A 25,482-nucleotide genomic window follows, 5' to 3' on the forward strand; every position below is an offset into this window, starting at 1 on the left:
GGGTCGACGACAAGCGATCACACATCCGAGATCACCTGTCCCTTCGACAGGATGTGAACCTTGTAGCCGGAGAAGATCTTCTGTGCCTCGCCGGCGGCGTAGAGCGCCTGGTAAGCCTCGTGCGGGATCAGCGCGTGCTTCTCATAGCTCGACACACCCTGGCGCGCGGCTTCGAGGTCGTCGGTGTTGATGTAGAATTCCTCGGACGGCTGCTCGCTGGAGAACAGGCCCTTGCGGCCGGGCCGCTCGGCCTTCGAATAGATCTCCTGGATCGTCCAGGTCAGCAGCCACGCGTTCTCGGCCTTGCGCACCTTGGAGAGCACTTCCGACACGGTCGAATTGTGCTCGGTGATGCCGGCCGAATAGAAGGGGCCGAGCACGACGCGCCGGAGCTGCTTGGGATGCAGCGTCGGGAAATCCTTGTCGAGATTGCCGGCGATGGTGGCCGGCGAAAGCGTGTAGGCCGAGTTCTTCTCGGTGAAGTCGTCGAAGCGGTGGGCGAGCTCGGGATTGAGCAGGCCTTCGACGGGAAGCGGGATCTCGACCTTCTCGTTGAGCTTGCCGTTGTCGGTGACGAGCTGACGAACCATCGCCTCCGAGGAATCCTCGACGGTGGCCATGTAGATCAGCGGCAGGTTGGCGGTGCCGTCGAACGCTGCCCAGTGCACGAGGTAGAAGGGCCGCATCGCCTTGGGATTGACCGAGACCTTGACCGTCCTGGCGAGCGAGAAGGGCCCGAATATGTCGCCGTCCTTCACGTCCTCCAGATAGAGCCTTTCGGCCATCGACTTCTGCAGCGCCGCCGGGAACTCCTTGTGGCGCAGGATGAAGTCGGCCATCTCGGCGCGCAGTTCGTCGGGCGCCGGGATGTTGGTTAGCCGCTGCTCGGCCTGACGGCGGTCGTTCTCCAGCTCGAGCAGGTTCTGGAAGACCGGGAAGCCGCTCTCCGCGCGGGAAATGCGGAAGCTGTCCATGAAGCCCAGCCGGTTCCTCCAGCAGGCGAAGGATGTCTCCAGCCGGGTGATGTACTCGGCGACGACCCGGGCGACGATGCCGTGCCGGTAGAGCGGCGAGCGGTCGTCGCGCATGAATATCTCGAGGCCGCCGAGCGCTGCCGCGATGGCATCGAAATAGCGGACCGCCGGATCGTCGACTGAGGTGATCATGCGCGGCCTTCCGGGAGCACCAGCAAATTCAAACCAGCAACCTGGCTCCGGCTACGCCTGCACGTAGTCCGACGCGTTATGCTTGCGCATGACCTCGTCGAAGCGGCGGGCAAAGGCGTCGTCGGCGAGCTTCTTGCGGCGCTGGATGTCGGCCGTCGAGACCATGTTCTTCTCGTGCAGCTCCAGGAGGTCGCCGATATGCTTCTGGGCGGCGGCGCCGATGCCGGCCATCGTCTCCTCGGCCGTGTTGTCGACCCGGCTGCCCAGCGTGTTGATCTTGTGCGCGACCTCCTGCTGGGCGGCGGTCTTCAGCGAATCCTCCAGCGCCTTGTAGAGCACGATGCGCTGCTCGGTATCGATCGACAGCTTGTTGATCAGCGTGTTCTGCGCGGCGATCTGGTTGTTGAGCGAATCGACGAAGGTCTGGAACATGGAGGTGTAGCGCTCCAGCGTCTGGCTCTCGGCGAGCAGTTCCTGCTCCTTGGCCTGCTTCTCATTATATTCGGTGGCGAGTTTCGAGCGTTCGCCCTCGAGCTGGGTGCGCTCGGTCTGGTTGGTGGAGGCGGCGATCCTGTTCTCGATGTCGAGGAGCAGCGGATTGATCTCCTCGATGCGCTTCTGCACCGCCGTCAGGTTCTCGATGGTTGCCTTGCGGCGCTCGATTACCTGGGCGAGGCTGGTCTCGGAGGTGGCGTAGCGCTGTTCCAGCACCTGCTTTTGCGCCTTCAGGATGCCGACGATGGTGTCCGACTTCGACAGCAGTTCCTGCAGATTGCCCGACAGGGAGGTGTTGCGAACCCGCTCGGTGCGCATGCGCTGCTTCGATTCGGCGGAGAATATGCCGATGAAGGTCTCCCAGCCGGTGAAGCTCTTCATGTTCTCGAACTCGGTGCCGAAGACGTTGGTGGCGTCCTCGAGCCCGATGATCAGGTCGGCGATGTTGGCCTCCATCACCTTCTGCTGATTGATCACGTCCTCGATGCGGGCGTTCTCGATGTCGAAGTCGGTCGCGCCGATCTTCTGGTCGGACTGGGCGAGCCTGTCGAGCATTGTGCCGGACTGGTCGATCTTGGAGCGCATCTCCTCCACGACCTCCCTGGTCTTGGCAATCTCGGCATCGAAGTTCTGCAGTGTCGCCATCTAGATGTCTCCCGGCTTCGCTTGACGCGTGCGGAATATATGAGGGGCTGGTATCGATTAAAAGACGGGAACGCAGCGGCCGGGACGATTCCCGGGTCGCGGGCGGAGGCGCCGGCCACGGGTTTCGGCTGTCGCAAAATGCCCGCCTATGTCGCAGGCGGATCAACAGGCGACGCCAGACGCTGCGTCATGCCGCTTGAATCCATATGAAAATGGTGTTTGGCTTGGGGAACAGGGGCGGAGCGGCAGCCGCCGCCCCGTTCGGGCAAAAATGGGAGAAATTCATGTCGCATTTCAAGTCGTTCGCGGCCGGCCTCGGGCTGGCTGCAATGCTTTCCACGGGGGCTTTCGCGGCCGACCCTGAAAGCTGCAAGGCGGTCAAGTTCGCCGATGTCGGCTGGACCGACATCACCGCCACCACCGCGACCGCCTCCGTGATTCTCGAAGCGCTCGGCTATGCGCCGGAGGTGCAGGTGCTTTCGGTGCCGGTCACCTACACCTCGCTTTCGTCCAAGGACATCGACGTCTTTCTCGGCAACTGGATGCCGACCATGGAAGCCGACATCAAGCCTTATCTCGAAGACAAGTCGGTCGAGTCGATCAAGATGAACCTGGAAGGCGCGAAGTACACGCTCGCCGTGCCGAAATACACCTACGAGGCCGGGCTCAAGAGTTTCGAGGACATCGCCAAGTTCAAGGACAAGCTCGGCAACAAGATATACGGCATCGAAGCCGGCAATGACGGCAACCGGCTCATCCTCGACATGATCTCGGCCAACCAGTTCGGCCTCGAAGGTTTCGAGCTGGTCGAGAGCTCGGAGGCCGGCATGCTGGCCGCCGTGCAGAAGGCCGCCGGCTCCAAGCAGGACGTCGTGTTCCTCGGCTGGGAGCCGCATCCGATGAACGCCAATATCGAGATGGAATACCTGTCGGGCGGTGACGACGTGTTCGGCCCCAACTTCGGCGGCGCCACCGTGCACACCAATGTGCGCGCCGGCTATGTCGGCGAATGCCCGAATGTCGGCAAGTTCGTCTCCAACCTCGTCTTCTCCCTGGAGATGGAGAACGAGATCATGGGCGCGATCCTCAACGACAGCAAGGACCCGAAGGCCGCCGCCACCGAGTGGCTGCAGGCCAATCCTGATACGGTCACCCCCTGGCTCGAAGGCGTGACCACCATTGACGGCGGCGACGCAGCGGCGGCGGTGAAGTCGGCGCTCGGTGCGTGATACGCTTCCCTCCCCCTTTCGGGGAGGGTCGGTCCGCGTGAGCGGATCGGGGTGGGGTCTGGAGGGGCCGCGCTCGGCGTTTTCCTTGCGCCGTGTCCTTACCAGGCCACCCCACTCGTCCGACCGCCTGCGGCGGTTGCCTGTCCTCCCCTCGCCGGGGAGGGAAATTCCTGAAGGAGGGGCCCGCGCGTGGATCCGATATCCGAGCTCGTAAGGAGCGCAAAGATACCCATAGGCCGCTGGGGCAAGTCCTTCTTCGATTTCCTGACCACCAACTTCGAGTGGTTCTTCGATTCGATCGCCGACGCGCTGACGGTGGTGCTCGACGGGCTGGTGGATCTCCTGCTGATCGTCCCTCCGGTGGTTCTCGTCGCGGTGATCGCGGCACTTGCCTGGTGGCTGCAGAAATCCTGGAAGCTGGCGCTCGGCGTCGCCGTCGGCCTCCTCTTCATCATCAACCAGAATCTCTGGAAGGAGACGGTCGAGACGCTTGTGCTGGTGGTGGCGGCCGCCGCCGCCTCGATGGCGATCGGCGTGCCGATCGGCATATGGGCCGCGCATAACGAGCGCGGCTATCGCTGGCTGCAGCCGATCCTCGACCTGATGCAGACGATGCCGACCTTCGTCTACCTGATCCCGGTGCTGATCCTGTTCGGCCTGGGCATCGCGCCGGGCCTGATCGTGACGGTGATCTTCGCCTCGCCCGCGCCTATCCGCCTTACCTATCTCGGCATCACCTCGGTGCCGAAGCCGATGATCGAGGCCGGCGAGGCTTTCGGCGCGACCAAACGGCAATTGTTGTGGAAGGTCGAGTTGCCGGCGGCGCTGCCGACCATCATGGCGGGCCTCACCCAATGCATCATGCTGTGCCTGTCGATGGTGGTCATCGCGGCGCTGATTGGCGCCAACGGGCTCGGCAAGCCGGTGGTCAGGGCGCTGAACTCGGTCAACATCCCGCTCGGGCTCGAGGCGGGCCTCGCCATCGTCATACTCGCCATCATCCTCGACCGCATGAGCCGCATCGGAGCCGCGAAATGAACGCCGCGGTCGAATTCAAGGACGTTGACATCGTCTTCGGCAGCGAGCGCGATGCCGCGCTCGCCATGATCGACAAGGGCGCCACGCGGCAGGAGATCCTCGAGAAGACCGGCGCGGTGCTCGGCTGCGCCGGGGCGAACCTCACCGTCAACGAGGGCGAGATATCGGTGCTGATGGGCCTGTCGGGCTCGGGCAAGTCGACGCTGCTCCGCGCCGTCAACCGGCTGAACGTGCCGGCGCGCGGCAGCGTCTTTGTCAGGTCGGGCGACCGGAAGGTCGATGTCGCCAGCTGCGACGCCGAGACGTTGCGCGGCATCCGCCAGAAGCAGGTCGCCATGGTGTTCCAGCAGTTCGCGCTGCTGCCCTGGCGCACCGTCGAGCAGAATGTCGGGCTGGGGCTGGAGCTTGCCGGCGTGCCGGAGGCCGAGCGCAAGGTGAGGGTAGACAAGCAGCTGAAGCTGGTCGGCCTCGACCAGTGGGCGAAGAAATACGCGCATGAGCTGTCGGGCGGCATGCAGCAGCGCGTCGGCCTGGCGCGCGCCTTCGCCACCGACGCGCCGATCCTGTTGATGGACGAGCCGTTCTCGGCGCTCGATCCGCTGATCCGCACCAAGCTGCAGGACGAGCTGCTGCAGCTTCAGGCGACGCTCAAGAAGACGATCATCTTCGTGAGCCACGACTTGGAGGAGGCGCTGAAGATCGGCAGCCACATCACCATCATGGAAGGCGGGCGCATCGTGCAGACCGGCGCGCCTGAGGACATCGTGCTCAGGCCCGCCAACGACTATGTGCGCGACTTCATCGCCAACGTGAATCCGCTGTCGGTGCTCACCGCATGGAACGTCATGCGCGACCGCCGCGATCTCGAACCGGCCGGCGACGGCTGGCTCTGGCTCGACCGGCGGCAGACGACGCGCTTCAAGATCGACGAGCAGGGGCTGGTCGTGGCGGCCGAACGCCAGGGGCAGCCCTCGGTCTGGATCTCCTGCGACGACATGGAGAAGCTGCCGGACGATGCGCCGCATGTCTTCTGGGCCCGGCCGGGCACCTCGCTGAAGACCGTCATGCTGGCCATGCACCGCTCGCAGACCGCGCCTGTGGCGCTGTTCGACGACCAGTCGCGCTTCGTCGGCGCCATCGGGGTCAGGGATGTCCTGAGCGCGGTGTTGAGGAGGTAGCCGGACCCATCGCTTCCGCCGCAGTCTTTTGCCGTCACCGAGGGGAGGGGAAGATGACAGCGTTCAACATAGTCCGCATGCGCGTGAAGCCCGGTTTCGAAGAGGAGTTCAGGAAGGTCGGCAGCGCGCAGCGGCGCGACCATCTGGAAGGGCTGCGCAGCGCCCATCTGGTCAAGACCGGCGAGCGCACCTACCACTTCATCGGCGAGTGGGACAGCATGGAGCAGCTCGTCGCGGCGCGACCTCTGATGATCAAGAACCTCGATGCGTCGCGTCCGTTCCTGGAAGATCTCGGCGAGGAGAAGGGCGTGACCGACGCCGTCTCGGGCGAGGAGGTCGTGGAGCTTTTCCGCCGGCTTCCAGGCTAGAGCAGCGGAGGCCAGGTTCCATGGCCGAGCGCTTCGATCTCGACCGTTTCGTGCGGGCGCAAGAGCCTGTCATCGCGAAGGTCCGCGCCGAGCTGAAGGCCGGGCGCAAGACCTCGCACTGGATGTGGTTCATCTTTCCGCAGCTGGCGGGTCTCGGCCTCAGCCAGCGCGCCCAGTTCTACGGCATCGCTTCGCTGGAAGAGGCGCGGGCCTATCTCGGGCATGCCGTGCTCGGCCCGCGTCTCGTCGAATGCACCGGTCTCGTCAACGCAGTTCAGGGCCGGACGGCACATGACATATTCGGCAGCCCCGACGACCTGAAATTCCGGTCGTCGATGACGCTGTTTGCGCTGGCCGGCCCGGACGCGCCGGCGTTCGGTGCGGCTCTCGGAAAATATTTCGAGGGCCGCAAGGATCCGCGCACGCTGGAACTGCTCGGCGTCTGAGCAATTTCAGTCGCCGACGCCGAGGCCGGTGTCGAACGCCGCTTCGACCTTGGCGGCATAGGGCGCGACGGCCTTGGCATATGCAGCGCCTTCGGCGCGCAGCAATTGGATCTCGGCGATCTTCTCCTCGATCAGCGGCCGCACCTCGGCCTTCTGTTCCGCCGACAGATGGGACATGGACTCGAAGCCCTGCAGTCCCTCCGTCAGACGGGCGGAAAAGGCGTCGTTCGGGATGGTCGCGAGATAGCCGCGGAAGACAGCGTCGACGGCTTCCTTCCACTCTTCCCGGTCGAAGCCGGCTGCCTTGATCTGGCCGTTCGACGCCTCGTCCTCGTCAAAGATGCGGTCGGCCTCCTCCTCGTCATAGGCGAAGTCGCCGAGTTCCGCCGACAGTTCGGCCAGCAGCGCCGCAACCTTGCCGGCCTCGTCGGCGGTGAGGCTGTTGGCGGGAAACGTCAGGCCGAGGGCGAGGCCGATCCCGGCGATGGCGGCCATCAGGCTCTGGCGGAGCAGCCTCCTCACGACAGGCACTCCTCTTCCATCACGCCCTGGGCATCGTTCTGCGCCTTGGCCTGAACCAGCGAGCCGCCGACGGAGACGGCCTGGCCGGCGATGGCGCCGCCGCGGCCGGCAAAGCCGGCGACACCGCCGACCATTGAAAGGGCGCCGCCGAGCATCGCGGCGTTGGTGGCCTGCTGCTGCATCTTCTGCGCAGCCTCGGCGCAGCGTGTGGCCGCGGTCTGCTGGGCCTTAGGCTTCGCGGCCGATCGGGCCGTGGCGTTGGCGGTTTCATTTGTGTTGGTCTGGCTGCATGCGGCGAGCGCGCCGCAGAGCAGGACTGCAATCATTCTCATCGTCTTTCCTCGATCCGGATTTGCGGTTCGCGGATGCGCGAGGCCGCCAATGGCAAGCCGGCTGCCCGCGCCATTCGGTGCGGGTCAGCGGCTCGTGGCCGGGGTCTAGGACGAAGCGAGGCTATCAGTCTTGGCGCCAGGCGAACGGATCGGGCGGTAGGCGAACATGAGGGGTGAAGCTATTGCAGCTTGCGCAGGGCGGCCGCCTTGATGTCGCTCGGGGTTGCGCCGAAGCGGCTGCGGAAAGCCTTGTTGAAATGCGACAGATCGCCGAAACCGCAATCGAAGGCGATGGCCGAGACCGTGCCGGCGCCCGACTCCAGCGCGGCGTGCGCGAGGTCGAGCCGCGCGTCTCGCAGGAAATGGCCGAAGGTGGTTCCCTCGCGCTCGAACAGGCGCTGGATGTAGCGCGGCGTGACGCCCTGCCGGCGCGCGACTGTTGCTATGTCGAGTTCGGGATCGGTGAGGCTGCGCGCTATCTCCTGCTTGACCAGCGCCAAACGCGCGCCGCCGATGCCCGGCAGCTCCGACGGGGTGCGGGTTTCCCCCGCGCCGAGCGCGAGCGCTGCAAGCTGGTGGAGATGGTCGCCGGCAAGCCGCGCGCCCGCGTCGTCGAGCGCCGGGTTGCCGAGCAGAAGTCCGGCATAGCCGGTGACGAGCGCCGTGCCGGGACTGGCGGCCGGCACATGATGGATGGCGCGGGCGCGGATAGCCGGCGCCAGATCGGCCATCCGCCGCTCCTCAAGGACGATCGCCAGAAGCCGGGTATGCGGCATGGTGAAGGCCTGCCGCAGGCTTTCGTTGACGATCACGATGTCGCCCTTCGACACGTCGAGCCTGCCGCCGCCCTTCACGTCGACCTCGTAGTCGGATTCGTGAACGGTGAGCATATAGTTGCTGCGGCCGTCGGCAGTCAGTTCGCGGGTGCGTTCGCCCTGGACGGCCGAATAGCGCGCCGAGCCCACCACGGTGCCGTCTGCCAGAGGCCGGCAGGTGAGGTCGAACTCGAAATCCGCCTCGTCGCAGGGTGTGAATTGCAGGCCGGCGACGCAGCGCGCCACGAAATCATGCAGGAATGGCAGCCGGTCGCGCTCCGGCACGTCGCGGTTGGAAAGCCTGAGCATGCGGGATTACCGGGCGGCGACTGTCGTGGGGAAGACGGCGATTGGCAGGTTGCCGGCGGCGGGAAAAATCATGCGATGCTCCATGCGATGGGGCGGCACTCTGCGAGGCGAGCGTATCGAATGGATGACGCCCTGCAGCCGGCATGTAACCGGCCGCTGCCCCGAACTCATAGTGGATTGCGCCACAATGTCGTGCCAAAACGACCCCGACAGCCGAAGCGGGTCCGACACGATGTCCGACAGCCTCACGAAACCGCGTGTGAAGACCAGGGTCAAAACCGAACGGCCGAAGCTTCACAAGGTGATCCTGATCAATGACGACTTCACGCCGCGCGAATTCGTGGTGACGGTGCTGAAGGGCGAATTCCACATGAGCGAGGACCAGGCCTATCGCGTGATGATCACCGCGCACCGGCGCGGCGTCTGCGTGGTCGCGGTATTCACCAAGGACGTCGCCGAAACCAAGGCCACCCGCGCAACCGAGGCAGGGAAGGCCAAGGGCTATCCGCTGATGTTCACCACCGAGCCCGAAGAATAAGCGGGACCGGTTCATCGTTTCATTGAAACGGCGAACCGATGCTGCCTTGTTTCTTGTCGCAATTCCGGACGGAAAACCGGCCTCCACTTTTCCTGGAATTGCTCACTCTCCGCGCGGGAAGCGTTGCGCCTCTTCCAGCACGTTGAGGTCCATATGGTTGCGCATGTAGCGCTCGGAAGCGCGCTGCAGCGGCTGGTGGTCCCACGGATAATAGGCGCCGTTGCGCAACGCCTCGTAGACCACGTGGCGTCGGGCCTGGCTGGCGCGCACCCCGGCGTCGAAGCGGGAGAGATCCCAGCGGGCCTTCGCGGTGGCCGCCATCGCATCGAGCACGGCGGCATGTCGGGGATCGGCGGCGAGGTTCTTCAACTCGTGCGGGTCGGCCTCGAGATCGAAGAGCAGCGGCTCGTCGGCGGCGCAGAGCACCAGCTTGAAGCGGCCGTCGCGCAGGCCGACCATTGGCGTGACTGAGCCTTCGGCGGCATATTCCATCGGCACCGGGCCACGGCCGCCCGTGCCGTTGGCGAGGCCGACGAGGCTTTCGCCGTCCGTCCACGGCAGGACTTCGCCGAGGTCGATGCCGGCGAGATCGGCGAGGGTCGGCGTGACGTCGAGGGTGGAGACGGGCGCATCGACGCGGCCGGCGGCCAGGCCGGGAGCCGCGATCATCAGCGGCACGCGGGCGGAGCCCTCGAAGAAGCTCATCTTGAACCACATGCCGCGCTCGCCGAGCATGTCGCCGTGGTCGGAGAGGAACACGACGATGGTGTCCTCCTGCTGCCGCGTGGCCTTCAGCACGTCGAGGATCTCGCCGATCTTCTCGTCGATGTAGGAGATGTTGGCGAAATAGGCACGGCGCGAGCGGCGGACGTCCTCGGGCGCGATCGGATAGTTCTTGTAGTCGCTGGCCAGCATCAGGCGCTTCGAATGAGCATCCTGCTCGTCGAAGGGCATCGGCGCGACGGCAGGCTCGAGTTCGGCGCAGTCCTCGTAGAGGTCCCAGAAACGCCGGCGGGCGACATAGGGGTCGTGCGGGTGGGTGAAGGAGACGGTCAGGCACCAGGGGCGCTGATCGTGGCCGCGCGCCAGATCGTAGAGTTTCCTGGTCGCGTGATAGGCGACCTCGTCGTCGTATTCGAGCTGGTTGGTGATCTCGGCAACGCCGGCGCCCTTCACCGAGCCGAGGTTATGATACCACCAGTCGATGCGCTCGCCGGGTTTGGTGTAGTCGGGCGTCCAGCCGAAATCGGCCGGGTAGATGTCGGTGGTCAGGCGCTCCTCGTAGCCGTGGAGCTGGTCGGGGCCGACGAAATGCATCTTGCCCGACAGCGCGGTCTGGTAGCCGGCGCGGCGCAGATGATGCGCGTAGGTCGGGATGTCGGAGGCGAATTCGGCGGCGTTGTCGTAGACGCGAGTGCGCGACGGCAGCAGTCCCGACATGAAGGAGGCGCGGGCCGGGGCGCAGAGCGGACTTGCTGTGTAGGCGTTGGCGAAACGGGCCGAACGGGCGGCCAGCGCGGCGAGGTTCGGTGCGTGCAGGAACGGGGCCGGACCGTCCGGGAAAAGCGTCCCGTTCAGCTGGTCGACCATCAGGATGAGGATGTTGGGGCGCTTCATGCTCTGCTCGGACGGAGGGGCGGCGGAAGGCCGCCATCATGAGGCACCCACAGTCCGCCGGGAGCGCCGGCTGCGTCAAGTCATGGCGTGGGCGAGCAAGGCAAATCCCGACGAAGGAGCCGAGGCCGGCGGCGAGTCTTTTCGAAGCTTCGTGTCGTGGCGAGTGGATGCGTTATGCGATGCGCCACCGGCGGCTAATGCCGTCGGTGGCGCCGTAATGAGGATACAGCCTAGTCGAGCTTGCCGATACCTTCATCGAGAGCCCAGAGCGTCATGCCGGCACTGCCCGCCCATGGCGAGATCTTCGAATCGGCGATCGCCTGTATGACAGCCCGGGCACCAGCAGCGTTCAGCGCATATGTCGATTTCGCGGCGTTTAGACGGACCTGGATGTTCGGATGGTCATAGAGAGCGATAAGTATCCTCCGCTGGTCGTTGTCGCGGTGCTTTAGTTCGTCGAGGATTCTGCTTTCCCGATCGAACAGGCGATTGAATGCACCTGTTCGAAATTCCTCCGCCGCCTCACCTTGTGCAATACCTATCTCCACGAAAGACGAGAGCAGCTCCTCCAAGGGCATTTTTTTCACCTGTTTGATCATGGCTTCAGCACTCCATGGGTTCTGAGGGCCTCTAACCCAACTGCGCGCCTTGCCTCCCAAGGTTGTCCGCGAAGAAACTCCCGCGGCGAGAGGTTACCAAACTCCCTATTTTTCTTCGCATACCAGCCGGTGATTTCCCACGCGAGGCTGATTGGGCCGAAAGCCAGCCTTTACAGCTAAGGAACGCAGGCGCTTTGCTTGTGTAAGAAGCGTATGCCCGATGATGTCGCCGTGTAACCTGCGCAGTTTGGTCAGAAGTGCCGTATTGCTGCTGTACATGTTTTTCTCGTCACTTGTTGCGGACGAGAATTCTCACGGCAGTTGTAGAGGCGTGAAAAAGAAAGCTCCTAGCTTTCCGCGAAGAGTAGAAGAAATTTCGTTATTTCAGACGCTTAAGAGTCGTCGAGTCGAACTTGGTCGCCCAATTTTATGCCAATTGTATCGTTGCCGATCTGGCTGGTGGCTCATGGTAGGTGGATGCAGCCGGTCTATCGACCTTCCCGGTACCACATCGAGCCGAGCGCGAGCAGCAAGAGTCCGAGGCCGAAGAAGCCGCCGAAGAGCGGCACGCGGCTGACCGACTTCAGCACGCTGTCGTCGGTGGTCCTGAGCCCGATCCAGTCGTTGCCAGACGCGTTGGCCGAGCCGCGCACCGGCACGATGCTGGGCAGCGAGACGCCTGTGAGCGAGGCGATGCGGCGCACCGACCCGCCCGAGGCTTCCGCGGGAGGGCTCAGTATGTCCTCGGTCGAGATGGTGTCGGCGAATTCCGGCGCGTTGACCGGGCCGACATGCGCCAGCGCCGACAGATCGCCGTTGCCGACCTGGTAGAGGCCGATCTCCTCGACCTCGGCCGAGCCGGTGAAGACGCCGGGCTGCGAGGAGGCGAGCGGCAGCGTCATCGTCTTGCCGGAAGGGGATATGACGGTCGCCGGGCCGGGATCGTCCTGCATGGTCTGCCTGATGACGTCGAGCGTCATGCCGCGGCCGTTGGCGACGAGACGCTCCTCCTCGAGTTCAGGCTCCTTCATCAGCCAGTGCGCGATGCGGCGGTAGAGCGCGACGTGGGGTCCGCCGCCTTCGAAGCCGCGCGCCCAGAGCCAGCCCTGGTCGGACAGAAGCATGCCGACGCGGCCCTCGCCCTTGCGGTCGAGCAGAAGCAGCGGACGTTCGTCGGGACCCTTCATGACGACCTCGCCCTCGGGACGCTCGATGCCGACGAGGCGGAACCAGCGGCTCCAGTGCGGCGGCTCGCTGGCCGAACCTTCAAGACCGCGGGTGACGGGGTGGCGCTGGCCGAGCTCGGTGAGGCGGGGATAGAAGGGCTGGTCGATCACCTGTCCGGACGGCATGCCCGGAAGCGCCGACATCAGCGGCGTGCGTGCGATCGACTGGTCGCCGGCATATTCGGGACCGGCGGCGATCAAGAGTGCGCCGCCCTTTTCGACATATTCGGCGATGTAGTCGTAATAGAGGATCGGCAGCACGTCGCGGTGCTGGTAGCGGTCGAAGATGATCAGGTCGAAGTCGTCGATCTTCTCCACGAACAGCTCGCGCGTCGGGAAGGCAATCAGCGACAGCTCGTTGATCGGCGTGCCGTCCTGCTTCTCCGGCGGGCGCAGGATGGTGAAGTGGACGAGGTCGACGGAGGCGTCGGACTTCAGGAGGTTGCGCCAGGTGCGCTCGCCGGCATGCGGCTCGCCGGAGACGAGCAGAACGCGCAGGTTCTCGCGGATGCCGTCGAGGATGGCGATGGCACGGTTGTTGGTGTCGGTGATCTCGCCGTCGGCCTCGGGGATCGACAGTTCGACGATGTTGCGGCCCGCGTTCGGGATGACGATGTCGAGCAGCATCGGCTGGCCGATCACCGCGCGCTCGGTGGAAACGGGCTCGCCGTTGATGGAGACGCGGACGTCGACCTCGCCTTCGCCGCCATTGGTGGAGATGACGCGGTAGCTCATCTGGAGCGGCTTGCCGACGAGGCCGAAGCGGGGCGCGTTCTCGAAGCGGATGCGGCGGTCGCGCTCGCCTTCGTCGCCGGTGATCAGCGCATGCAGCGGAGCCTGGAAAGCCGGCGCGCCTGCCGGCACGTCGTGCACCTGCCCGTCGGTGATCATGACGGCGCCTGCGATGCGCGACGGCGGCACGTCGCGGAAGGCGCTGTCGAGAGCGCCGAAGAGGCGGGTCTCGGTGCGCTCCTCGGCGGCGTCGGCGCGGCCCGCCTCGACGACGCGCACCTCGAATTGCGGGAAGCGGGCGAGCCGCTGCTGCAGGCCTTCCAGCGCCGCACTCGTCTCGGCCTGGCGGTCGCCTATGTCCTGGCTCTGGCTGCGGTCGACGACAAGGGCGACGACGCTTTTCAGCGGTTCGCGCTCCTCGTCGAGCAGAACCGGGTTGACGAGGGCGGCGGCGAGCGCGACGAGCGCGGCGAAGCGAAGCCAAGCCCCGCGCTGGCGGAAGAACAGGCCGGCCAGCGCCAATAGCGCGATCGGCACCAGAATGACCGTGAGCCAGGCCCAGGACAGCAGCGGTTCGAAGGCGAGCGACCAGTCCATCTACTGCCCCAGCCGCTCGAGCAGGATGGGCACATGCACCTGATCGGATTTGTAGTTGCCGGTCAGCATGTACATCATGATGTTGACGCCGGAGCGCAGCGCGTAGACGCGCTGCATCGGGTCGGACGGCACGGTCGGCAGCATCGGGCTGCCGCTGGCGTCGATCGCCCAGGCGCCGGCGAAGTCGTTGGCGGTGATCATGATCGGGGAAACGCCGTCGCCGGTGCGGACGGGGCGGTTGTCGACGTTCTGCGCGTCGAACGATGCCTCGACCCAGAGCGGGCTGCCGTTGAAACGGCCGGGGAACTCCGGAAGGATGAAGAAGGATTTCGTCAGCACGTGGTCCTCGGGGACCGGCTCCAGCGGCGGCACGTTGAGGTTGGCGAGGATGTCGCGCAGGCGTTCGGTGGCGGGGCTCGCCGAGCCGGCGTCGATGCCGGTCGAGAACTGGTCGCGGGTGTCGAAGAGCACGGTGCCGCCGCCCTGCATGTAAGCGTCGACGCGGGCGATCGCCTCTTCGCTGGGCATCGCGGCATTGGCGTCGATCGGCCAGTAGATGAGCGGGTAGAAGGAGAGCTCGTCCTTCGCGATGTCGACGCCGGCCGGCTCGCCGGGCTCCAGCGCGGTCTTCTCGACGAGGAAGCGCGCCAGGCCGTTGAGGCCGGCGCGGCTGATCGAATCGATGGCGGAATCGCCGGTGACGACATAGGCCATGCGCGTGGTGGAGACCGCCGCCATGGCCTCTTCGTCGCCGGGCTTCGCATCCTGCTGCGCCCGGGCGGCGTCGGGAGCGAAAGCAAGGCCGGCAGCCACGAGAATTGCGGCGGCCATGCCGGCGGGGCGCGGCGGAATGCGCCGGCGGCGCGCGAGCAGCCCGCCCATCCAGAAGACGGCGAGCGTGTCGAGCACCATGAGCGCCAGAGCGGCAGCCACGAGCGGCCCCTTCAGATCACGCGATTCGTCGAGAGCATAGCGCAGTTCGGTCACCGACGCAGTCACGGCCGGGCGGGCCAGTGGCGCGAAGGCGGCATCGGCCTTGAGCAGGTTGTGGGCGAGCACGCCCTCCTCGGTCCCGTAGAGGCCGGGCGGATTCTCGATGGTGACCGGGACGTCGCCGGCGCCGGTGGGGAGCGGGCGGGCATCCGGCGTCGGTGGCACCAGTGCGCCGTCGGCGGCGATCATGCGATACGGCGCGAGCGAGCCGGCCTGGCCCTCGGCGTTGGCGGCGATGGCGCCCTGATTGCGCGACAGTTGCACGATGCGGCGCAGCATCTCGACGAAGCTGCCGGAGATCGGCAGGTTCGACCAGGTCGCTTCCGGGGTGATGTGGAAGAGAACCAGTGTGCCCTTCTCCCGCCGCGCGCCGGTGACAAGCGGCGTGCCGTCGGCGAGGCTCGCCCAGGTCCGCTCGACGATGTCGGAGGTAGGCTCGGCGAGCACCTGCCGGGTGACCGTGACCTCGCTCGGCGGGGCGAGATCGGCGAAGGGGCCTGTCGGGGGAAATTCGGTGACGGGTTGCGGCGTCGTCCAGGACAGCGCGCCGCCCATCGAGCGCTCGCCGAGACGCAGGCGGACCGGCAGCAGCTCCTCGTCATTGCCGGCGGCGGCGAGGCGCGAGCCGGCGAAACGCACCAGCGTGCCGCCGTCGCGGACCCAGTCGATCAGTTGCTGGCGCGCCGCGTCGGGGATGGTGCCGACGTCGGCCATGACGATCATCGCCGGCTTCTGCTCGAGGATCTGAGGGATCGCCTCGGCGAGGTCCTGGCTCGTCGGCTCGACGAGGTCAGCGAAGGGGGCAAGCGCGCGGGTGATGTAATAGAGCGGCGAAAGCAGCGGCTGCGCCTGGTCGGCCTCGGTCTGCGAGAGGAGGCCGACACGGCGGCGCTTGGCGTTGTCGTCGAGCACGCGCACGGCCGCCGCCTGCTGTTCGCCGTCGATGGCGATCGAGGCGAAGTCGTTGCGCAGTTCGAAGGGCACGGTCATCTCGCCGGTGCCGGTCGCCTGGCCGGCGCCGAAGCTGATGACGGCGTCGGCGATGCGGCGGCCTTTCTCGTCGAACGCCCCGGCCGTGACCCGGCGCGGTGCGGGATCGCCCGGCGCGCGGACGGCGGAAAGAGTGAAGCCCGAAACCTCGTTCTCGGCGGCGGTCAGGCCGACCATGTCGAGGCGATCGGGAACCGCCCAGAAGACATGCGCCGGATTGTGGCCGAGGAGGGCGGAGAAGGCGGCATCGTCGCCGGGTGCTGCGAGCCCGTCGGCAAGCACGGCGACCGAGGCGCCGGGCAGTTGGTCGAGCGCTGCGGCGACCCGCGCATAGATCGCCTGCCGGTCGACTGGCACCGGGCGCGGCTCGACGACGTTTAGCTTGTCGCGCGCAGCCGCGGCATCGAAGGGGCCGATGTCCTCGTTCGGCTTCTCGGCGGTGAAGGCGAGGACGACCGGCGAGCCGGTGGCGTCGGCATCGGCGATCAGCCGCTCGGCGGTGGCGACCCGGCGTTCCCAGTCGCGCGCGCTGGCCCAGCCATTGTCGATGACCAGCGCCAGCGCCGAACCCTCCGTCGGCAGCCGCTCGCGCGGATTCCAGATCGGCTCGGCCAGCGCCAGCACGACGAGCGCGGCCATCAGCAGCCTGAGCAGCGTCAGCCACCACGGGCTCTGGTGCGGCGTCTCTTCCTTGCGCAGGACGCGCGCCAGGATCTTCAGCGGCGGGAACACCTCCGTCTGCGGCTTGGGCGGGGTCAGCCTGAGCAGCCACCAGATGACCGGCAAGGCGAGCAGGCCCCACAGGATGGCGGGAAAGCCGAAGCTGAGCGGAAGCCAGCTCATCAGCGCACACCCGCGGCGTAGCTGCTGTCGGCGGTCATCGCCATGTGCACGCGCACCAGCGCCTCGGAGGCCAGGCGGTCGGTGTGGTTGACCGTGTAGCTCCAGCCGAGCCGCTTGCACCAGCGCACCAGCTCCTCGCGGCGCGCGGAATAGGCGAGGCGGTAGTCGTCACGCAGGGTTTCGGCGCGGCCTGCAGTCAGCTTCTCGCCCGTTTCGGGGTCGGCGAACTCGGTGCGCCCGGCATAGGGGAAGACCTCCTCCGCCGGATCGGCCACTTCGATCAGATGGGCGCGCACGCCGTGGCGCGCGATGACGTCGAGCCAGGCCATGATCTCGTCCGCCGGGTCGAGAAAATCGCTGGCGAGGATGATATCGGAGAAACGGCGGATGTTCGAGAGGTCGGGCCTCGCCGGCAAGTCGGCGGCATGGGAGAGGCGGGAGGCGAGGCGCTCGGCGCCGTTGCGGGCGGTGAAGGGATCGGTGAGGCCGGGCCAGGCGATGCGTTCGCCGCTGCGGGACAGGAGTTCTGCGAGGGCAAGGACAAGCACCAGCGCGCGCGATTCCTTGGAAACCAGGGCGCCTGACGATTTGTAGAGCATCGACGGCGACGGGTCGGCCCAGAGCCACACGGTGTGGGCCGCCTCCCATTCGCGGTCGCGGACATAGGTGTGGTCGTCGCGGGCGGAGCGGCGCCAGTCGATGCGCGACATCGCCTCGCCTTCGACATAGGGCCGGAACTGCCAGAAATTCTCGCCGATGCCGCGCTTGCGGCGGCCGTGCCAGCCGCCGATGACTGTGTTGACGATGCGGCGCGCCTCGACCAGCAGGTCGGGCACGAGCGAGGCGCGCATGCGCCCGCGGGCTAGGGCGTCGCGTGTCGATACCGGGGCTGAGATTTCGCCGATACGCGCCATCACATCTTCCTCGGCGAGAGGACGACCACAGTCACCCCTGCTCTTTGACCAGCCTGGCCACCACGTCGCGAACAGTCACGCCCTCGGCGCGGGCGGCGAAGGTGAGCGCCATGCGGTGCTGCAGGACCGGCTCGGCGAGCGCGTGGACGTCGTCGATGGAGGGCGCCAGGCGGCCGTCGTAGAGGGCGCGGGCGCGGGCGCAGAGCGTGAGCGCCTGGCTGGCGCGCGGGCCAGGGCCCCAGGCGACGTTCCTGTCGGTCTCGGCATTGCCCTGTCCCGGGCGGGCCGAGCGGACCAGCTTCAGGATCGCCTCGACGACGCTTTCGGGCACCGGCATGCGGCGGATCAGCGTCTGGATCTCCTTCAGCCTGGCAGGGTTGAGCACGTTCTCGGCCCTGGCGTCCTCGACGCCGGTCGTCTCGATAAGGATGCGGCGCTCCGCGTCGATCTCCGGGTAAAGGATGTCGATCTGCATCAGGAAGCGGTCGAGCTGGGCTTCGGGCAGCGGGTAGGTGCCTTCCTGCTCGAGCGGGTTCTGGGTCGCCAGCACATGGAAGGGCGAGGGCAGGTCGTGGCGGGCGCCGGCGATGGTGACGTGATACTCCTGCATCGACTGCAGGAGCGCCGACTGCGTGCGCGGGCTGGCGCGGTTGATCTCGTCGGCCATCAGGAGCTGGGCGAAGATCGGGCCGGAGATGAAGCGGAAGGAGCGCTTGCCGGTGTCGTCCTGCTCCATGACCTCGGAGCCGAGGATGTCGGAGGGCATCAGGTCCGGCGTGAACTGGATGCGGCTGGTGTCGAGGCCGAGCACGATGCCCAGCGTCTCGACCAGCTTGGTCTTGGCGAGGCCGGGCACGCCGACCAGCAGCGCGTGTCCGCCGGCCAGCAGCGCGACCAGCGTGCGTTCCACAACGCTTTCCTGACCGAAGATGACCTTGCCGACACCTTGCCTGATGCGGGAAATGTCGGCCAGCGCCTTTTCGGCCTCGGCAACCATCTCCTGCTCGCTTAGCGGCGTCTGCTTGATCATGATGCTCATGCGGAACTCCTAGGGTCGGCCGGGCGATCTGTCCAGAATGCCGACGCCCGCAGAGGCACCGTGACACGTGCCCTGCGGCTCGTACAGAGCGAACTTAAATCACCAGACCCGGCTGACAAGCGAAACAACAGTGACTATTTCGTGACCATGGCCGATCACAACTCTTCCATCGACAGCGGCGGACCAGCGGGTCTGGCGGCAGCCGCCGACACCGCGGGACTGTCCGCGCTCATCTCCCGCGCCACCCGCGCCGGCAAGGGCCTGCCGCCGGTCGAGAAGTGGAATCCTGATTTCTGCGGCGACCTCGACATGGAGATCAGGCCCGACGGGACATGGTTCTATCTCGGCACGCCGATCGGCCGCATGCCGCTGGTGCAGCTCTTCTCGACGGTGCTGCGCAAGGACGCCGACGGCAGGACCTATCTGGTGACGCCGGTCGAGAAGGTGGGGATAAGGGTGGTCGATGCGCCTTTCGTAGCGGTCGAGATGAACGTGTCCGGCGAGGGAGACGGGCGGGTGATCACCTTCCGCACCAATGTCGGCGATGTGGTGGAGGCGGGGCCGGACCACCCGCTGCGCTTCGTCGACGAGGACGCAACCGGCGGGCTGAAGCCCTATGTGCTGGTGCGCGGCCGGCTGGAGGCGCTTGTGGCGCGGCCGGTGATGTACGAACTCGTCAACCACGGCGAGGAGATCGAGGTCGAGGGCCGGACGATGTTCGCCGTCCGCTCCAAGGGGGTGACCTACCCGATCATGCCCGCTGAGACACTGAAGCGGCTCTCCGCATGAGGGGTGACCTGAAAGCGCCGCCCTTCTCGGCCGAGGATTTCCGGTTGCGCGCGTCAATCGATCGCGGCCCGCACGAGAATTTCGACTATGGCGATCACAGCTTCAATCCGGGCCATCCGCGCGTCACCGGCGTGCGGCGGCTGCGCGACGCGGCGGTGTTGATCCCGGTTGTCGACCACGGGGCGGAGGCGAGCGTCATCCTGACCAAGCGCGCCGAGACGCTGACCGACCATTCGGGTCAGGTGGCGTTTCCGGGCGGTCGCATCGACCCGACCGACGCCTCGCCAGAGCAGGCGGCGCTGCGCGAGGCCGAAGAGGAGATCGGGCTCGATGCCGGCCATGTGGAGGTGGTCGGGCGAATGCCGGACTATGTGTCGGGCAGCGGCTATCGCATCGCGCCGGTGCTCTCCATCGTGAAGCCGGGCTTCCATCTGACGATCAACGAGCATGAGGTGGACGCCGCCTTCGAGGTGCCGCTGCGATTCCTGATGGATCCGGTCAACCACACGCAGAACAGCCGTGAGTTCAACAAGCAGCTCTGGGTCTATTACGACATGCCCTATGGCGGACAGCGCATCTGGGGGGTGACCGCCGGCATCATCCGCACGCTCTACGAAAGGTTCTACCTGTGAGCGGCGCGTCGGTCGCGGGCGCGCAGTGGCTGGAGGTCGCCGGCCTGCAGCGGTTGCTGGCAGCGCTGAACGCTGATGGCGAGCAGGCGCGCGTCGCCGGCGGGGCGGTGCGCAACGCCCTGCTCGGCGAGGCCGTGGCGGATGTCGATATCGCCACGACGACGCTGCCGGACGAGACGATCCGCCGCGCCGAGAAGGCCGGCTTCAAGGCCATCCCAACCGGCATCGAGCACGGCACGGTCACGGTGATCGCCGAAGGCACAGGCTACGAGGTCACCACGCTGCGCGCCGATGTCGAGACGGACGGGCGGCGGGCGAAGGTCGCCTTCGGCCGCGACTGGAAGGCCGATGCCGGACGGCGCGACTTCACCATCAATGCGCTCTACGCCGAGGCGGATGGGACGATCGTCGACTTCGTCGGCGGGCTCGCCGACCTCGAAAGCCGGACGCTGCGCTTCATCGGCGACGCCGAGGCGCGCATCCGCGAAGATTATCTGCGCATCCTGCGCTTCTTCCGCTTCTTCGCCTGGTATGGCGCCGGCCGTCCGGATGCCGAGGGTCTAAAGGCCTGCGCCCGGCTGAAGGACGGGCTGGAGCAACTGTCGGCCGAGCGCGTGTGGGCGGAACTCAGGAAGCTGCTTTCGGCGCCCGACCTTTCGCGCGCGCTGCTGTGGATGCGACAGGCTGGCGTGCTGACCAAGGCGCTTCCGGAAAGCGAGAAATGGGGCATCGACGCGATCCACGGCCTGGTCGCCGCCGAACGCGATCTCGGCTGGGCGGCGGACGCGCTGCTCAGGCTGGAGGCGATGGTGCCGCCGGACGCGGCGCGCATGCGCACGCTCGCCGAGCGGCTGAAGCTGTCGAATGCGGAAGCCGGGCGGCTGAAAGCCTGGGCGCTGGCGCCGGCCGTCGAGTCACGCGGTACCGAAAGCGAACTGGCGAAAAAGCTGTACCGCAGCGGACCGCAGCCGATAATTGACCGGCTGAGGCTGTCGCTGGCCTCGGCGCGGACGCGCGCCGTGACCGACAATGACGCCCTGATCGAGGCGGGCGGCTATTCGCGGCTCCTGAAATTCGCGGAAAAATGGACGGCGCCCAAATTCCCCATCAAGGGCGCCGACCTGCAGACGATCGGCGTGCCCGACGGACCCGAGATGGGAAAGCTGCTGAAGCGGCTGGAAGAAGAGTGGATCGAGGCCGATTTCAGGCCAGACCGCGACGCCCTGCTCGAACGCGCCGCCCGCTATGCGGCGGGAGAATAGAACTCAGGGAAACGGAGACGCAATCACATAGCTGCCGGACAGGCGAAGACGTTGCCGGCGATGGCTACGGGGCTTCTAGGCGGCGCTGCGGACCTTGTCGATGCGGGAGCGGATGGCCTCGATCATCGTCTCGCGGATGATCGTCTCGCCATGGGTCTCGCGCATGTGCTCGACGGCGCGGCGCATGATCTCGGCCTCTTCCTCATGGCGCGTATGCCATTCGCAGCCGGGGACCAGAGAGCCGCAGAAAAATTCCTTCATCGGTTCCTCCTTGAATTCTTCTTGTTGCCGAGGTGAGGACAATAACACGGAACCGGGCAAAAGGTTGCGGCAATCTTCGCCGGATGGCGGAAAGCAGGACGCGTCCGCCCCGCCTTCCGCCAGGGAGTCAGCGGAATGTCACTTGGCAATCGTGACCTGGTCGGCGGTTCTGCTGGTGCCCTTCATCTCCCAGTTGATCGAGACCTTTTCGCCGGCCTTCAGGCCCGGGTTCTTGAAGGTCTTCGGCAGCATGTAGACGGAGCCATCGGCGAGGGTCAGCGTCTGGGCCTTGGCGTCATAGGCCTTGACGGTTCCGGTCGCGTGCTGCTGCGTGGCGGCAAAGGACAGAGCTGAGGTGGCGAGAAGGGCAGCGGCTGCTGCCGGGACAAGAAGCTTGCGCATGGCAGGCTCTCCTGGATTGGCGGGACGTCGGATGCCGAAATCCCGCGCCGGTATAGGACCGTCTGAACACGTCGCGTCGCGGCTTCCTGGGGCAAATGCCGCCGGCGTGTTCCGGTCTGGTGCTGGAAGATAGGCCTGCCGCAGAGGCTGGCTATTAGACGAAAAAGAAAGTGCCGGCCGGCGTTCTCGACACAATCGCACCCGGCGTGACTCCATTTCGCCCCGACCGTGGCAAAGCAGGCTTGCGGCTATCCGCCGCAGCGCCGGCGGGCGCAGTGCCACGCCCGCTATGTCTTGGCCGGGGGCTTCTTCGGCTTGAACTTTTTCGGCTTGAATTTGCCCGGCCTCGACTTCTCTCCGGGCCGATCTTTCGGGGCGCCATCGTGGCCGGGCCTCGGCGCATGGCTCGAAGGCCCCTTGCGATGCGGTTTCTTGGCCCAGGAGCCGGCTGGCCTCTCCGGCTTCCCGACAGCTTCGGCGCGCTGGATGACGACGCCCTTTTCGCCGGTGCCCTGCCGGACGGCCGCAGCGAAGCCGTCGGCCCGGTCGGCGACGATCTCGAAGCGGGATTCGGTGTCGAGGATGCGGATCGATCCGATCTCGCGCTTGGTGACGTTGCCGGCCTTGCATATCAGCGGCAGCAGCCAGCGCGGTTCGGCGCGGTGTTTCCGGCCAAGCGATATGCTGAACCAGACGCCATTCTCGAAGCGCGTGTCGGGACGTTCGCCCTTCGATGCGTCGAAAACCGGCGGCGCGCCTTCGGAAAGCTCTTCGGCGGCGGGACGCGAGGCAAGCTGCTGGCGCACGAAGGCCACCGCGATCTGCTCGGCGCTATAGGCAGCGAGGAGTTCGCTTGCAAAGCTGCTTTCGTCTTCGCCGGCCGCCTCGGACAAGGACGGATCGGCCAGGATGCGCTCGTGGTTTTTCCTGTCGATCTCGGCGGGGCCGGGCGCGGGCTGGGACGTCGCTTCGAGCTTGGCCAGCTTGAGCAGGCGGGCGGCACTGCCGCGCCGATGATACGGAACGATCAGCGCGCAGATGCCCTTGCGGCCCGCGCGGCCGGTGCGGCCGCTGCGATGGAGCAGGGTCTCCGGATTGCTCGGCAGATCGGCGTGGATGACGAGGTCGAGATTGGGCAGGTCGATGCCGCGCGCTGCGACATCGGTGGCAACGCAGACGCGGGCGCGGCCGTCGCGCATCGCCTGCAGCGCGTTGGTGCGCTCGGCCTGGCTGAGCTCGCCCGACAGCGACACAACGGAAAAGCCGCGATTGGCGAGACGGCTGGCGAGATGGCGGACAGCCTCGCGGGTGGCGCAGAAGACCAGCGTGTTCTGCGCATCGAAATAGAGCAGCGAGTTGATGATGGCGTTTTCGCGGTCCGACGGCGCCACCAGGATCGTGCGGTATTCGATGTCGTCGTGCTGGTCGTTCTCGCTGGTTGCGGTGATGCGCAAGGCATCGCGCTGGAAGCGCTTCGCAAGGGCGGCGATGGGCTTCGGCACCGTCGCCGAGAACAGCAACGTCCGGCGTTCGGCGGGCGCCGCGGCCAGGATGAATTCGAGATCCTCGCGAAAGCCGAGGTCGAGCATCTCGTCGGCCTCGTCGAGGACGACAGCGCGCAATTGCGAGATGTCGAGCGAGCCGCGCGTGATGTGGTCCCGCAGCCGGCCCGGCGTGCCGACGACGATATGCGCTCCCTGCTCCAGCGCGCGGCGCTCCTGGCGCATGTCCATGCCGCCGACACAGGAGCCGATGCGTGCGCCGGTGTCCCGGTAGAGCCATTCGAATTCGCGGCGGACCTGCACGGCGAGCTCGCGCGTCGGCGCGATGACCAGCGCGACGGGTGCGCCGGCGGCCTCGAAGCGGTCCACGCCGCCAAGCAGGGTCGGCGCGATTGCGATGCCGAACGCAACCGTCTTGCCGGAACCGGTCTGGGCGGAGACCAGGAGGTCGACGCCGGCAGCTTCCGGCGCAAGGACAGCCGTCTGGACCGCAGTCAGCGTGTCATAGCCACGCGCTGCAAGCGCCCCGGCCAACGCCGGAACAATATTCGTGGAGATAGTCACGGGAGTTCTTTCTTTGGGACGCTCGGGCGGCTGCAATGCATGGGCGGCCGCGCATCAACGATGCCGCATTCCCTAAACGGCACCAGCCGCCGGGTCAATGCGAGGTGTCAATGCCAGAGGCGGCAGGCCGGCGAAAAGAGGCCCCGACGTTTCAGGGCCATTTCACCGTCGGCGGCAGGCTGGAGAGGATCGAGAGGACGTTGCCGCCGGTCTTCAGGCCGAAGATCGTGCCGCGATCGTAGAGCAGGTTGAACTCGGCATAGCGGCCGCGGCGGACGAGCTGCTCCTCGCGGTCGGCCTCGGTCCAGGCGTGATCGAAGTTGCGGCGGACGAGCCGGTCGTAGATCGAAAGGAAGGAACGGCCGACATCCTGCACGAAGGCGAAGTCGGCCTCCCAGCCGCCCTTTTCCTCGGGCGAATGCTGCCAGTCGAAGAAAGTGCCGCCGATGCCGCGCGCCTCGTTGCGGTGCGGCAGGAAGAAATATTCGTCGCACCACGCCTTCTGGCGCGCGTAGTCCGCGACCTCGGGGTGGCGTTCGCAGCTTTCGCGCATGGCATCGTGGAAGGCGATCGTATCGGGATCGTCCTGCGTGCGGCGGCGATCGAGCACCGGCGTGAGGTCGGCGCCGCCACCGAACCACCAGCGCGTGGTGACGACCATGCGGGTGTTCATGTGGACTGCCGGCACGTTCGGGTTCCAGGGATGGACGATCAGCGAGATGCCCGACGCCCAGAAGCGCGGGTCTTCCTCGGCGCCTGGGATCTGCTTGCGGAATTCGGGCGAGAACTCGCCATGGACGGTGGAGGTGTGGACGCCGGCCTTCTCGAAGACGCGGCCGTGCAGGATGGACATGGTCCCGCCGCCACCCTTGCCCTCGTCGCGCAGCCAGGGCGTGCGCTCGAAGCGGCCGGGCTGGTGTTCGGCGCCTGAACCTATGACATCGTCCTCGATCTTCTCGAAGCCGGCGCAGATGGTGTCGCGCAGCGTCTCGAACCAGGCGCGGGCGCGGTCCTTGCGATCGTCGATGTCGGCTGGCAGGCCGATGGGTATTTCCGGGCGTTCCATGCTGGCGTGGCTCCCTATTGGGCGGAGCGAGATAGGACTCGTAATTTCAGACTCGTAATTTCCGGGGCGATCCCTAATCTCTTCCCCGGAAGGGTCAAGGAGTTCGTGCATGCGTACCCCGGCAAGACCGCCTCTCGACGGACTGAAGAAGCGGCTCGAGCGCTCGCGCGCCGAGCGGGAGCGGATGCCACGCGACGGGTTCCTGCGCGAGACCTTCGTGTTGCCGCGCAGCGACGCGCGCAACAAGGCCAAGGAGTGGTTCGACCGCTGGCCCAAACAGGCCTACTGGACCGAGATCGAAAGCTGGTTCGAACGGCCGGGCGACGTGATCGAGTTCACCATCCGGAGGCTGCCGGCGGCGGATTGATCTGCC

At 66.4% G+C, this 25,482-nt stretch carries 25 protein-coding genes; 10 read left to right on the top strand and 15 right to left on the bottom strand.

Annotated elements, in window-relative coordinates; all coding sequences use genetic code 11:
• Window positions 1–17 precede the first annotated feature (17 nt).
• Both D8676_RS11105 and D8676_RS11110 read right to left on the bottom strand, forming a co-directional pair.
• Window positions 18–1,166: a hypothetical protein gene (locus D8676_RS11105; protein WP_183097057.1), complete on the bottom strand. Its 1,149-nt coding sequence runs from the start codon at window positions 1,164–1,166 to the stop codon at window positions 18–20.
• A 51-nt stretch (window positions 1,167–1,217) separates the two neighbouring features.
• On the bottom strand, window positions 1,218–2,306 hold the full coding sequence (locus D8676_RS11110; RefSeq protein ID WP_121580921.1) for a hypothetical protein: 1,089 nt from the start codon (window positions 2,304–2,306) through the stop codon (window positions 1,218–1,220).
• Window positions 2,307–2,590: 284 nt separating this feature from the next.
• On the opposite strand from D8676_RS11110, the gene D8676_RS11115 reads away from it, so the two are divergent.
• The 5 genes from D8676_RS11115 to D8676_RS11135 all read left to right on the top strand — a co-directional run bounded on the left by D8676_RS11115 (window position 2,591) and on the right by D8676_RS11135 (window position 6,565).
• A complete protein-coding gene (locus D8676_RS11115; RefSeq protein ID WP_121580922.1) occupies window positions 2,591–3,535 on the top strand; it encodes a choline ABC transporter substrate-binding protein in 945 nt (314 codons plus the stop codon).
• A 189-nt stretch (window positions 3,536–3,724) separates the two neighbouring features.
• Window positions 3,725–4,573 (top strand): choline ABC transporter permease subunit, encoded by an 849-nt coding sequence (gene choW / locus D8676_RS11120; RefSeq protein WP_121580923.1) that lies wholly within the window; start codon window positions 3,725–3,727, stop codon window positions 4,571–4,573.
• On the top strand, window positions 4,570–5,751 hold the full coding sequence (choV, locus tag D8676_RS11125; RefSeq protein ID WP_121580924.1) for a choline ABC transporter ATP-binding protein: 1,182 nt from the start codon (window positions 4,570–4,572) through the stop codon (window positions 5,749–5,751). Before choW ends, choV begins: the two co-directional genes overlap by 4 nt.
• A gap of 53 nt (window positions 5,752–5,804) precedes the next feature.
• Window positions 5,805–6,119, top strand: coding sequence for an antibiotic biosynthesis monooxygenase (locus tag D8676_RS11130; RefSeq protein WP_121580925.1), 315 nt, complete (start codon window positions 5,805–5,807; stop codon window positions 6,117–6,119).
• A 20-nt stretch (window positions 6,120–6,139) separates the two neighbouring features.
• Entirely contained in the window at window positions 6,140–6,565 is a 426-nt protein-coding gene (locus tag D8676_RS11135) for a DUF1810 domain-containing protein (RefSeq protein WP_121580926.1), read from the top strand.
• A 6-nt stretch (window positions 6,566–6,571) separates the two neighbouring features.
• Here D8676_RS11135 and D8676_RS11140 read toward each other — a convergent pair whose 3' ends face one another.
• The 3 genes from D8676_RS11140 to D8676_RS11150 form a co-directional block, all read right to left on the bottom strand.
• A complete protein-coding gene (locus D8676_RS11140) occupies window positions 6,572–7,087 on the bottom strand; it encodes a hypothetical protein (RefSeq protein ID WP_121580927.1) in 516 nt (171 codons plus the stop codon).
• Window positions 7,084–7,419 (bottom strand): hypothetical protein, encoded by a 336-nt coding sequence (locus tag D8676_RS11145; protein WP_147448183.1) that lies wholly within the window; start codon window positions 7,417–7,419, stop codon window positions 7,084–7,086. Before D8676_RS11145 ends, D8676_RS11140 begins: the two co-directional genes overlap by 4 nt.
• A 179-nt stretch (window positions 7,420–7,598) precedes the next feature.
• On the bottom strand, window positions 7,599–8,543 hold the full coding sequence (locus D8676_RS11150) for an AraC family transcriptional regulator (RefSeq protein WP_121580929.1): 945 nt from the start codon (window positions 8,541–8,543) through the stop codon (window positions 7,599–7,601).
• Window positions 8,544–8,775: 232 nt separating this feature from the next.
• Between D8676_RS11150 and clpS the strand changes: the two genes are divergently transcribed.
• The gene (gene clpS / locus D8676_RS11155; RefSeq protein WP_121580930.1) at window positions 8,776–9,081 is read left to right on the top strand and encodes an ATP-dependent Clp protease adapter ClpS; all 306 of its coding nucleotides are present in this window, start codon (window positions 8,776–8,778) and stop codon (window positions 9,079–9,081) included.
• 102 nt (window positions 9,082–9,183) lie between these two features.
• On the opposite strand, the gene betC is transcribed toward clpS, so the two are convergent.
• The 6 genes from betC to D8676_RS11185 form a co-directional block, all read right to left on the bottom strand.
• Window positions 9,184–10,698 (bottom strand): choline-sulfatase, encoded by a 1,515-nt coding sequence (gene betC / locus D8676_RS11160; RefSeq protein ID WP_121580931.1) that lies wholly within the window; start codon window positions 10,696–10,698, stop codon window positions 9,184–9,186.
• A gap of 230 nt (window positions 10,699–10,928) precedes the next feature.
• Entirely contained in the window at window positions 10,929–11,297 is a 369-nt protein-coding gene (locus D8676_RS11165) for a DUF2019 domain-containing protein (RefSeq protein ID WP_121580932.1), read from the bottom strand.
• Between the two features lie 488 nt (window positions 11,298–11,785).
• The gene (locus D8676_RS11170; protein ID WP_121580933.1) at window positions 11,786–13,852 is read right to left on the bottom strand and encodes a hypothetical protein; all 2,067 of its coding nucleotides are present in this window, start codon (window positions 13,850–13,852) and stop codon (window positions 11,786–11,788) included.
• Window positions 13,853–16,678 (bottom strand): DUF4159 domain-containing protein, encoded by a 2,826-nt coding sequence (locus D8676_RS11175; protein ID WP_121580934.1) that lies wholly within the window; start codon window positions 16,676–16,678, stop codon window positions 13,853–13,855.
• The gene (locus tag D8676_RS11180; RefSeq protein ID WP_121580935.1) at window positions 16,678–17,592 is read right to left on the bottom strand and encodes a DUF58 domain-containing protein; all 915 of its coding nucleotides are present in this window, start codon (window positions 17,590–17,592) and stop codon (window positions 16,678–16,680) included. Before D8676_RS11180 ends, D8676_RS11175 begins: the two co-directional genes overlap by 1 nt.
• Window positions 17,593–17,623: 31 nt before the next feature.
• Window positions 17,624–18,631, bottom strand: a complete 1,008-nt coding sequence (locus tag D8676_RS11185) for a MoxR family ATPase (RefSeq protein WP_121580936.1) — start codon at window positions 18,629–18,631, stop codon at window positions 17,624–17,626.
• 147 nt (window positions 18,632–18,778) lie between these two features.
• On the opposite strand from D8676_RS11185, the gene D8676_RS11190 reads away from it, so the two are divergent.
• From D8676_RS11190 to D8676_RS11200, 3 genes are read left to right on the top strand one after another with little or no spacing between them, the layout of a single operon-like run.
• The gene (locus D8676_RS11190; protein ID WP_121580937.1) at window positions 18,779–19,420 is read left to right on the top strand and encodes a DUF1285 domain-containing protein; all 642 of its coding nucleotides are present in this window, start codon (window positions 18,779–18,781) and stop codon (window positions 19,418–19,420) included.
• Window positions 19,417–20,052 (top strand): CoA pyrophosphatase, encoded by a 636-nt coding sequence (locus tag D8676_RS11195; protein WP_121580938.1) that lies wholly within the window; start codon window positions 19,417–19,419, stop codon window positions 20,050–20,052. Before D8676_RS11190 ends, D8676_RS11195 begins: the two co-directional genes overlap by 4 nt.
• Window positions 20,049–21,314 carry a CCA tRNA nucleotidyltransferase gene (locus D8676_RS11200; RefSeq protein WP_121580939.1) on the top strand — a complete coding sequence of 422 codons (1,266 nt, stop codon included), beginning with the start codon at window positions 20,049–20,051 and terminating at the stop codon, window positions 21,312–21,314. Before D8676_RS11195 ends, D8676_RS11200 begins: the two co-directional genes overlap by 4 nt.
• 75 nt (window positions 21,315–21,389) lie before the next feature.
• On the opposite strand, the gene D8676_RS11205 is transcribed toward D8676_RS11200, so the two are convergent.
• From D8676_RS11205 to hemF, 4 genes are all read right to left on the bottom strand, one after another.
• Window positions 21,390–21,575 (bottom strand): DUF1059 domain-containing protein, encoded by a 186-nt coding sequence (locus D8676_RS11205; protein ID WP_121580940.1) that lies wholly within the window; start codon window positions 21,573–21,575, stop codon window positions 21,390–21,392.
• A 138-nt stretch (window positions 21,576–21,713) separates the two neighbouring features.
• On the bottom strand, window positions 21,714–21,977 hold the full coding sequence (locus tag D8676_RS11210) for a DUF1344 domain-containing protein (RefSeq protein WP_121580941.1): 264 nt from the start codon (window positions 21,975–21,977) through the stop codon (window positions 21,714–21,716).
• Window positions 21,978–22,264: 287 nt separating this feature from the next.
• Window positions 22,265–24,043: a DEAD/DEAH box helicase gene (locus D8676_RS11215; RefSeq protein WP_121580942.1), complete on the bottom strand. Its 1,779-nt coding sequence runs from the start codon at window positions 24,041–24,043 to the stop codon at window positions 22,265–22,267.
• Window positions 24,044–24,194: 151 nt separating this feature from the next.
• A complete protein-coding gene (gene hemF / locus D8676_RS11220) occupies window positions 24,195–25,109 on the bottom strand; it encodes an oxygen-dependent coproporphyrinogen oxidase (RefSeq protein ID WP_121580943.1) in 915 nt (304 codons plus the stop codon).
• Between the two features lie 109 nt (window positions 25,110–25,218).
• Between hemF and D8676_RS11225 the strand changes: the two genes are divergently transcribed.
• Window positions 25,219–25,476: a hypothetical protein gene (locus D8676_RS11225; protein ID WP_121580944.1), complete on the top strand. Its 258-nt coding sequence runs from the start codon at window positions 25,219–25,221 to the stop codon at window positions 25,474–25,476.
• Window positions 25,477–25,482: the final 6 nt, after the last annotated feature.

This window comes from Mesorhizobium sp. YM1C-6-2 (assembly GCF_003666685.1).
Lineage (GTDB): Bacteria > Pseudomonadota > Alphaproteobacteria > Rhizobiales > Rhizobiaceae > Mesorhizobium_K.

What these genes read in the sequence shown, in the direction of transcription:
- D8676_RS11150 (WP_121580929.1), bottom strand. Translation starts at nt 8,543, where the DNA reads ATGCTCAGGCTTTCCAACCGCGACGTGCCGGAGCGCGACCGGCTGCCA.
- D8676_RS11180 (WP_121580935.1), bottom strand. Translation starts at nt 17,592, where the DNA reads ATGGCGCGTATCGGCGAAATCTCAGCCCCGGTATCGACACGCGACGCC.
- betC (WP_121580931.1), bottom strand. Translation starts at nt 10,698, where the DNA reads ATGAAGCGCCCCAACATCCTCATCCTGATGGTCGACCAGCTGAACGGG.
- D8676_RS11195 (WP_121580938.1), top strand. Translation starts at nt 19,417, where the DNA reads ATGAGGGGTGACCTGAAAGCGCCGCCCTTCTCGGCCGAGGATTTCCGG.
- choV (WP_121580924.1), top strand. Translation starts at nt 4,570, where the DNA reads ATGAACGCCGCGGTCGAATTCAAGGACGTTGACATCGTCTTCGGCAGC.
- D8676_RS11185 (WP_121580936.1), bottom strand. Translation starts at nt 18,631, where the DNA reads ATGAGCATCATGATCAAGCAGACGCCGCTAAGCGAGCAGGAGATGGTT.
- D8676_RS11190 (WP_121580937.1), top strand. Translation starts at nt 18,779, where the DNA reads ATGGCCGATCACAACTCTTCCATCGACAGCGGCGGACCAGCGGGTCTG.
- D8676_RS11210 (WP_121580941.1), bottom strand. Translation starts at nt 21,977, where the DNA reads ATGCGCAAGCTTCTTGTCCCGGCAGCAGCCGCTGCCCTTCTCGCCACC.
- D8676_RS11105 (WP_183097057.1), bottom strand. Translation starts at nt 1,166, where the DNA reads ATGATCACCTCAGTCGACGATCCGGCGGTCCGCTATTTCGATGCCATC.
- D8676_RS11225 (WP_121580944.1), top strand. Translation starts at nt 25,219, where the DNA reads ATGCGTACCCCGGCAAGACCGCCTCTCGACGGACTGAAGAAGCGGCTC.
- D8676_RS11110 (WP_121580921.1), bottom strand. Translation starts at nt 2,306, where the DNA reads ATGGCGACACTGCAGAACTTCGATGCCGAGATTGCCAAGACCAGGGAG.
- clpS (WP_121580930.1), top strand. Translation starts at nt 8,776, where the DNA reads ATGTCCGACAGCCTCACGAAACCGCGTGTGAAGACCAGGGTCAAAACC.
- hemF (WP_121580943.1), bottom strand. Translation starts at nt 25,109, where the DNA reads ATGGAACGCCCGGAAATACCCATCGGCCTGCCAGCCGACATCGACGAT.
- D8676_RS11175 (WP_121580934.1), bottom strand. Translation starts at nt 16,678, where the DNA reads ATGAGCTGGCTTCCGCTCAGCTTCGGCTTTCCCGCCATCCTGTGGGGC.
- D8676_RS11145 (WP_147448183.1), bottom strand. Translation starts at nt 7,419, where the DNA reads ATGAGAATGATTGCAGTCCTGCTCTGCGGCGCGCTCGCCGCATGCAGC.
- D8676_RS11165 (WP_121580932.1), bottom strand. Translation starts at nt 11,297, where the DNA reads ATGATCAAACAGGTGAAAAAAATGCCCTTGGAGGAGCTGCTCTCGTCT.
- D8676_RS11170 (WP_121580933.1), bottom strand. Translation starts at nt 13,852, where the DNA reads ATGGACTGGTCGCTCGCCTTCGAACCGCTGCTGTCCTGGGCCTGGCTC.
- D8676_RS11135 (WP_121580926.1), top strand. Translation starts at nt 6,140, where the DNA reads ATGGCCGAGCGCTTCGATCTCGACCGTTTCGTGCGGGCGCAAGAGCCT.
- D8676_RS11130 (WP_121580925.1), top strand. Translation starts at nt 5,805, where the DNA reads ATGACAGCGTTCAACATAGTCCGCATGCGCGTGAAGCCCGGTTTCGAA.
- D8676_RS11115 (WP_121580922.1), top strand. Translation starts at nt 2,591, where the DNA reads ATGTCGCATTTCAAGTCGTTCGCGGCCGGCCTCGGGCTGGCTGCAATG.
- D8676_RS11205 (WP_121580940.1), bottom strand. Translation starts at nt 21,575, where the DNA reads ATGAAGGAATTTTTCTGCGGCTCTCTGGTCCCCGGCTGCGAATGGCAT.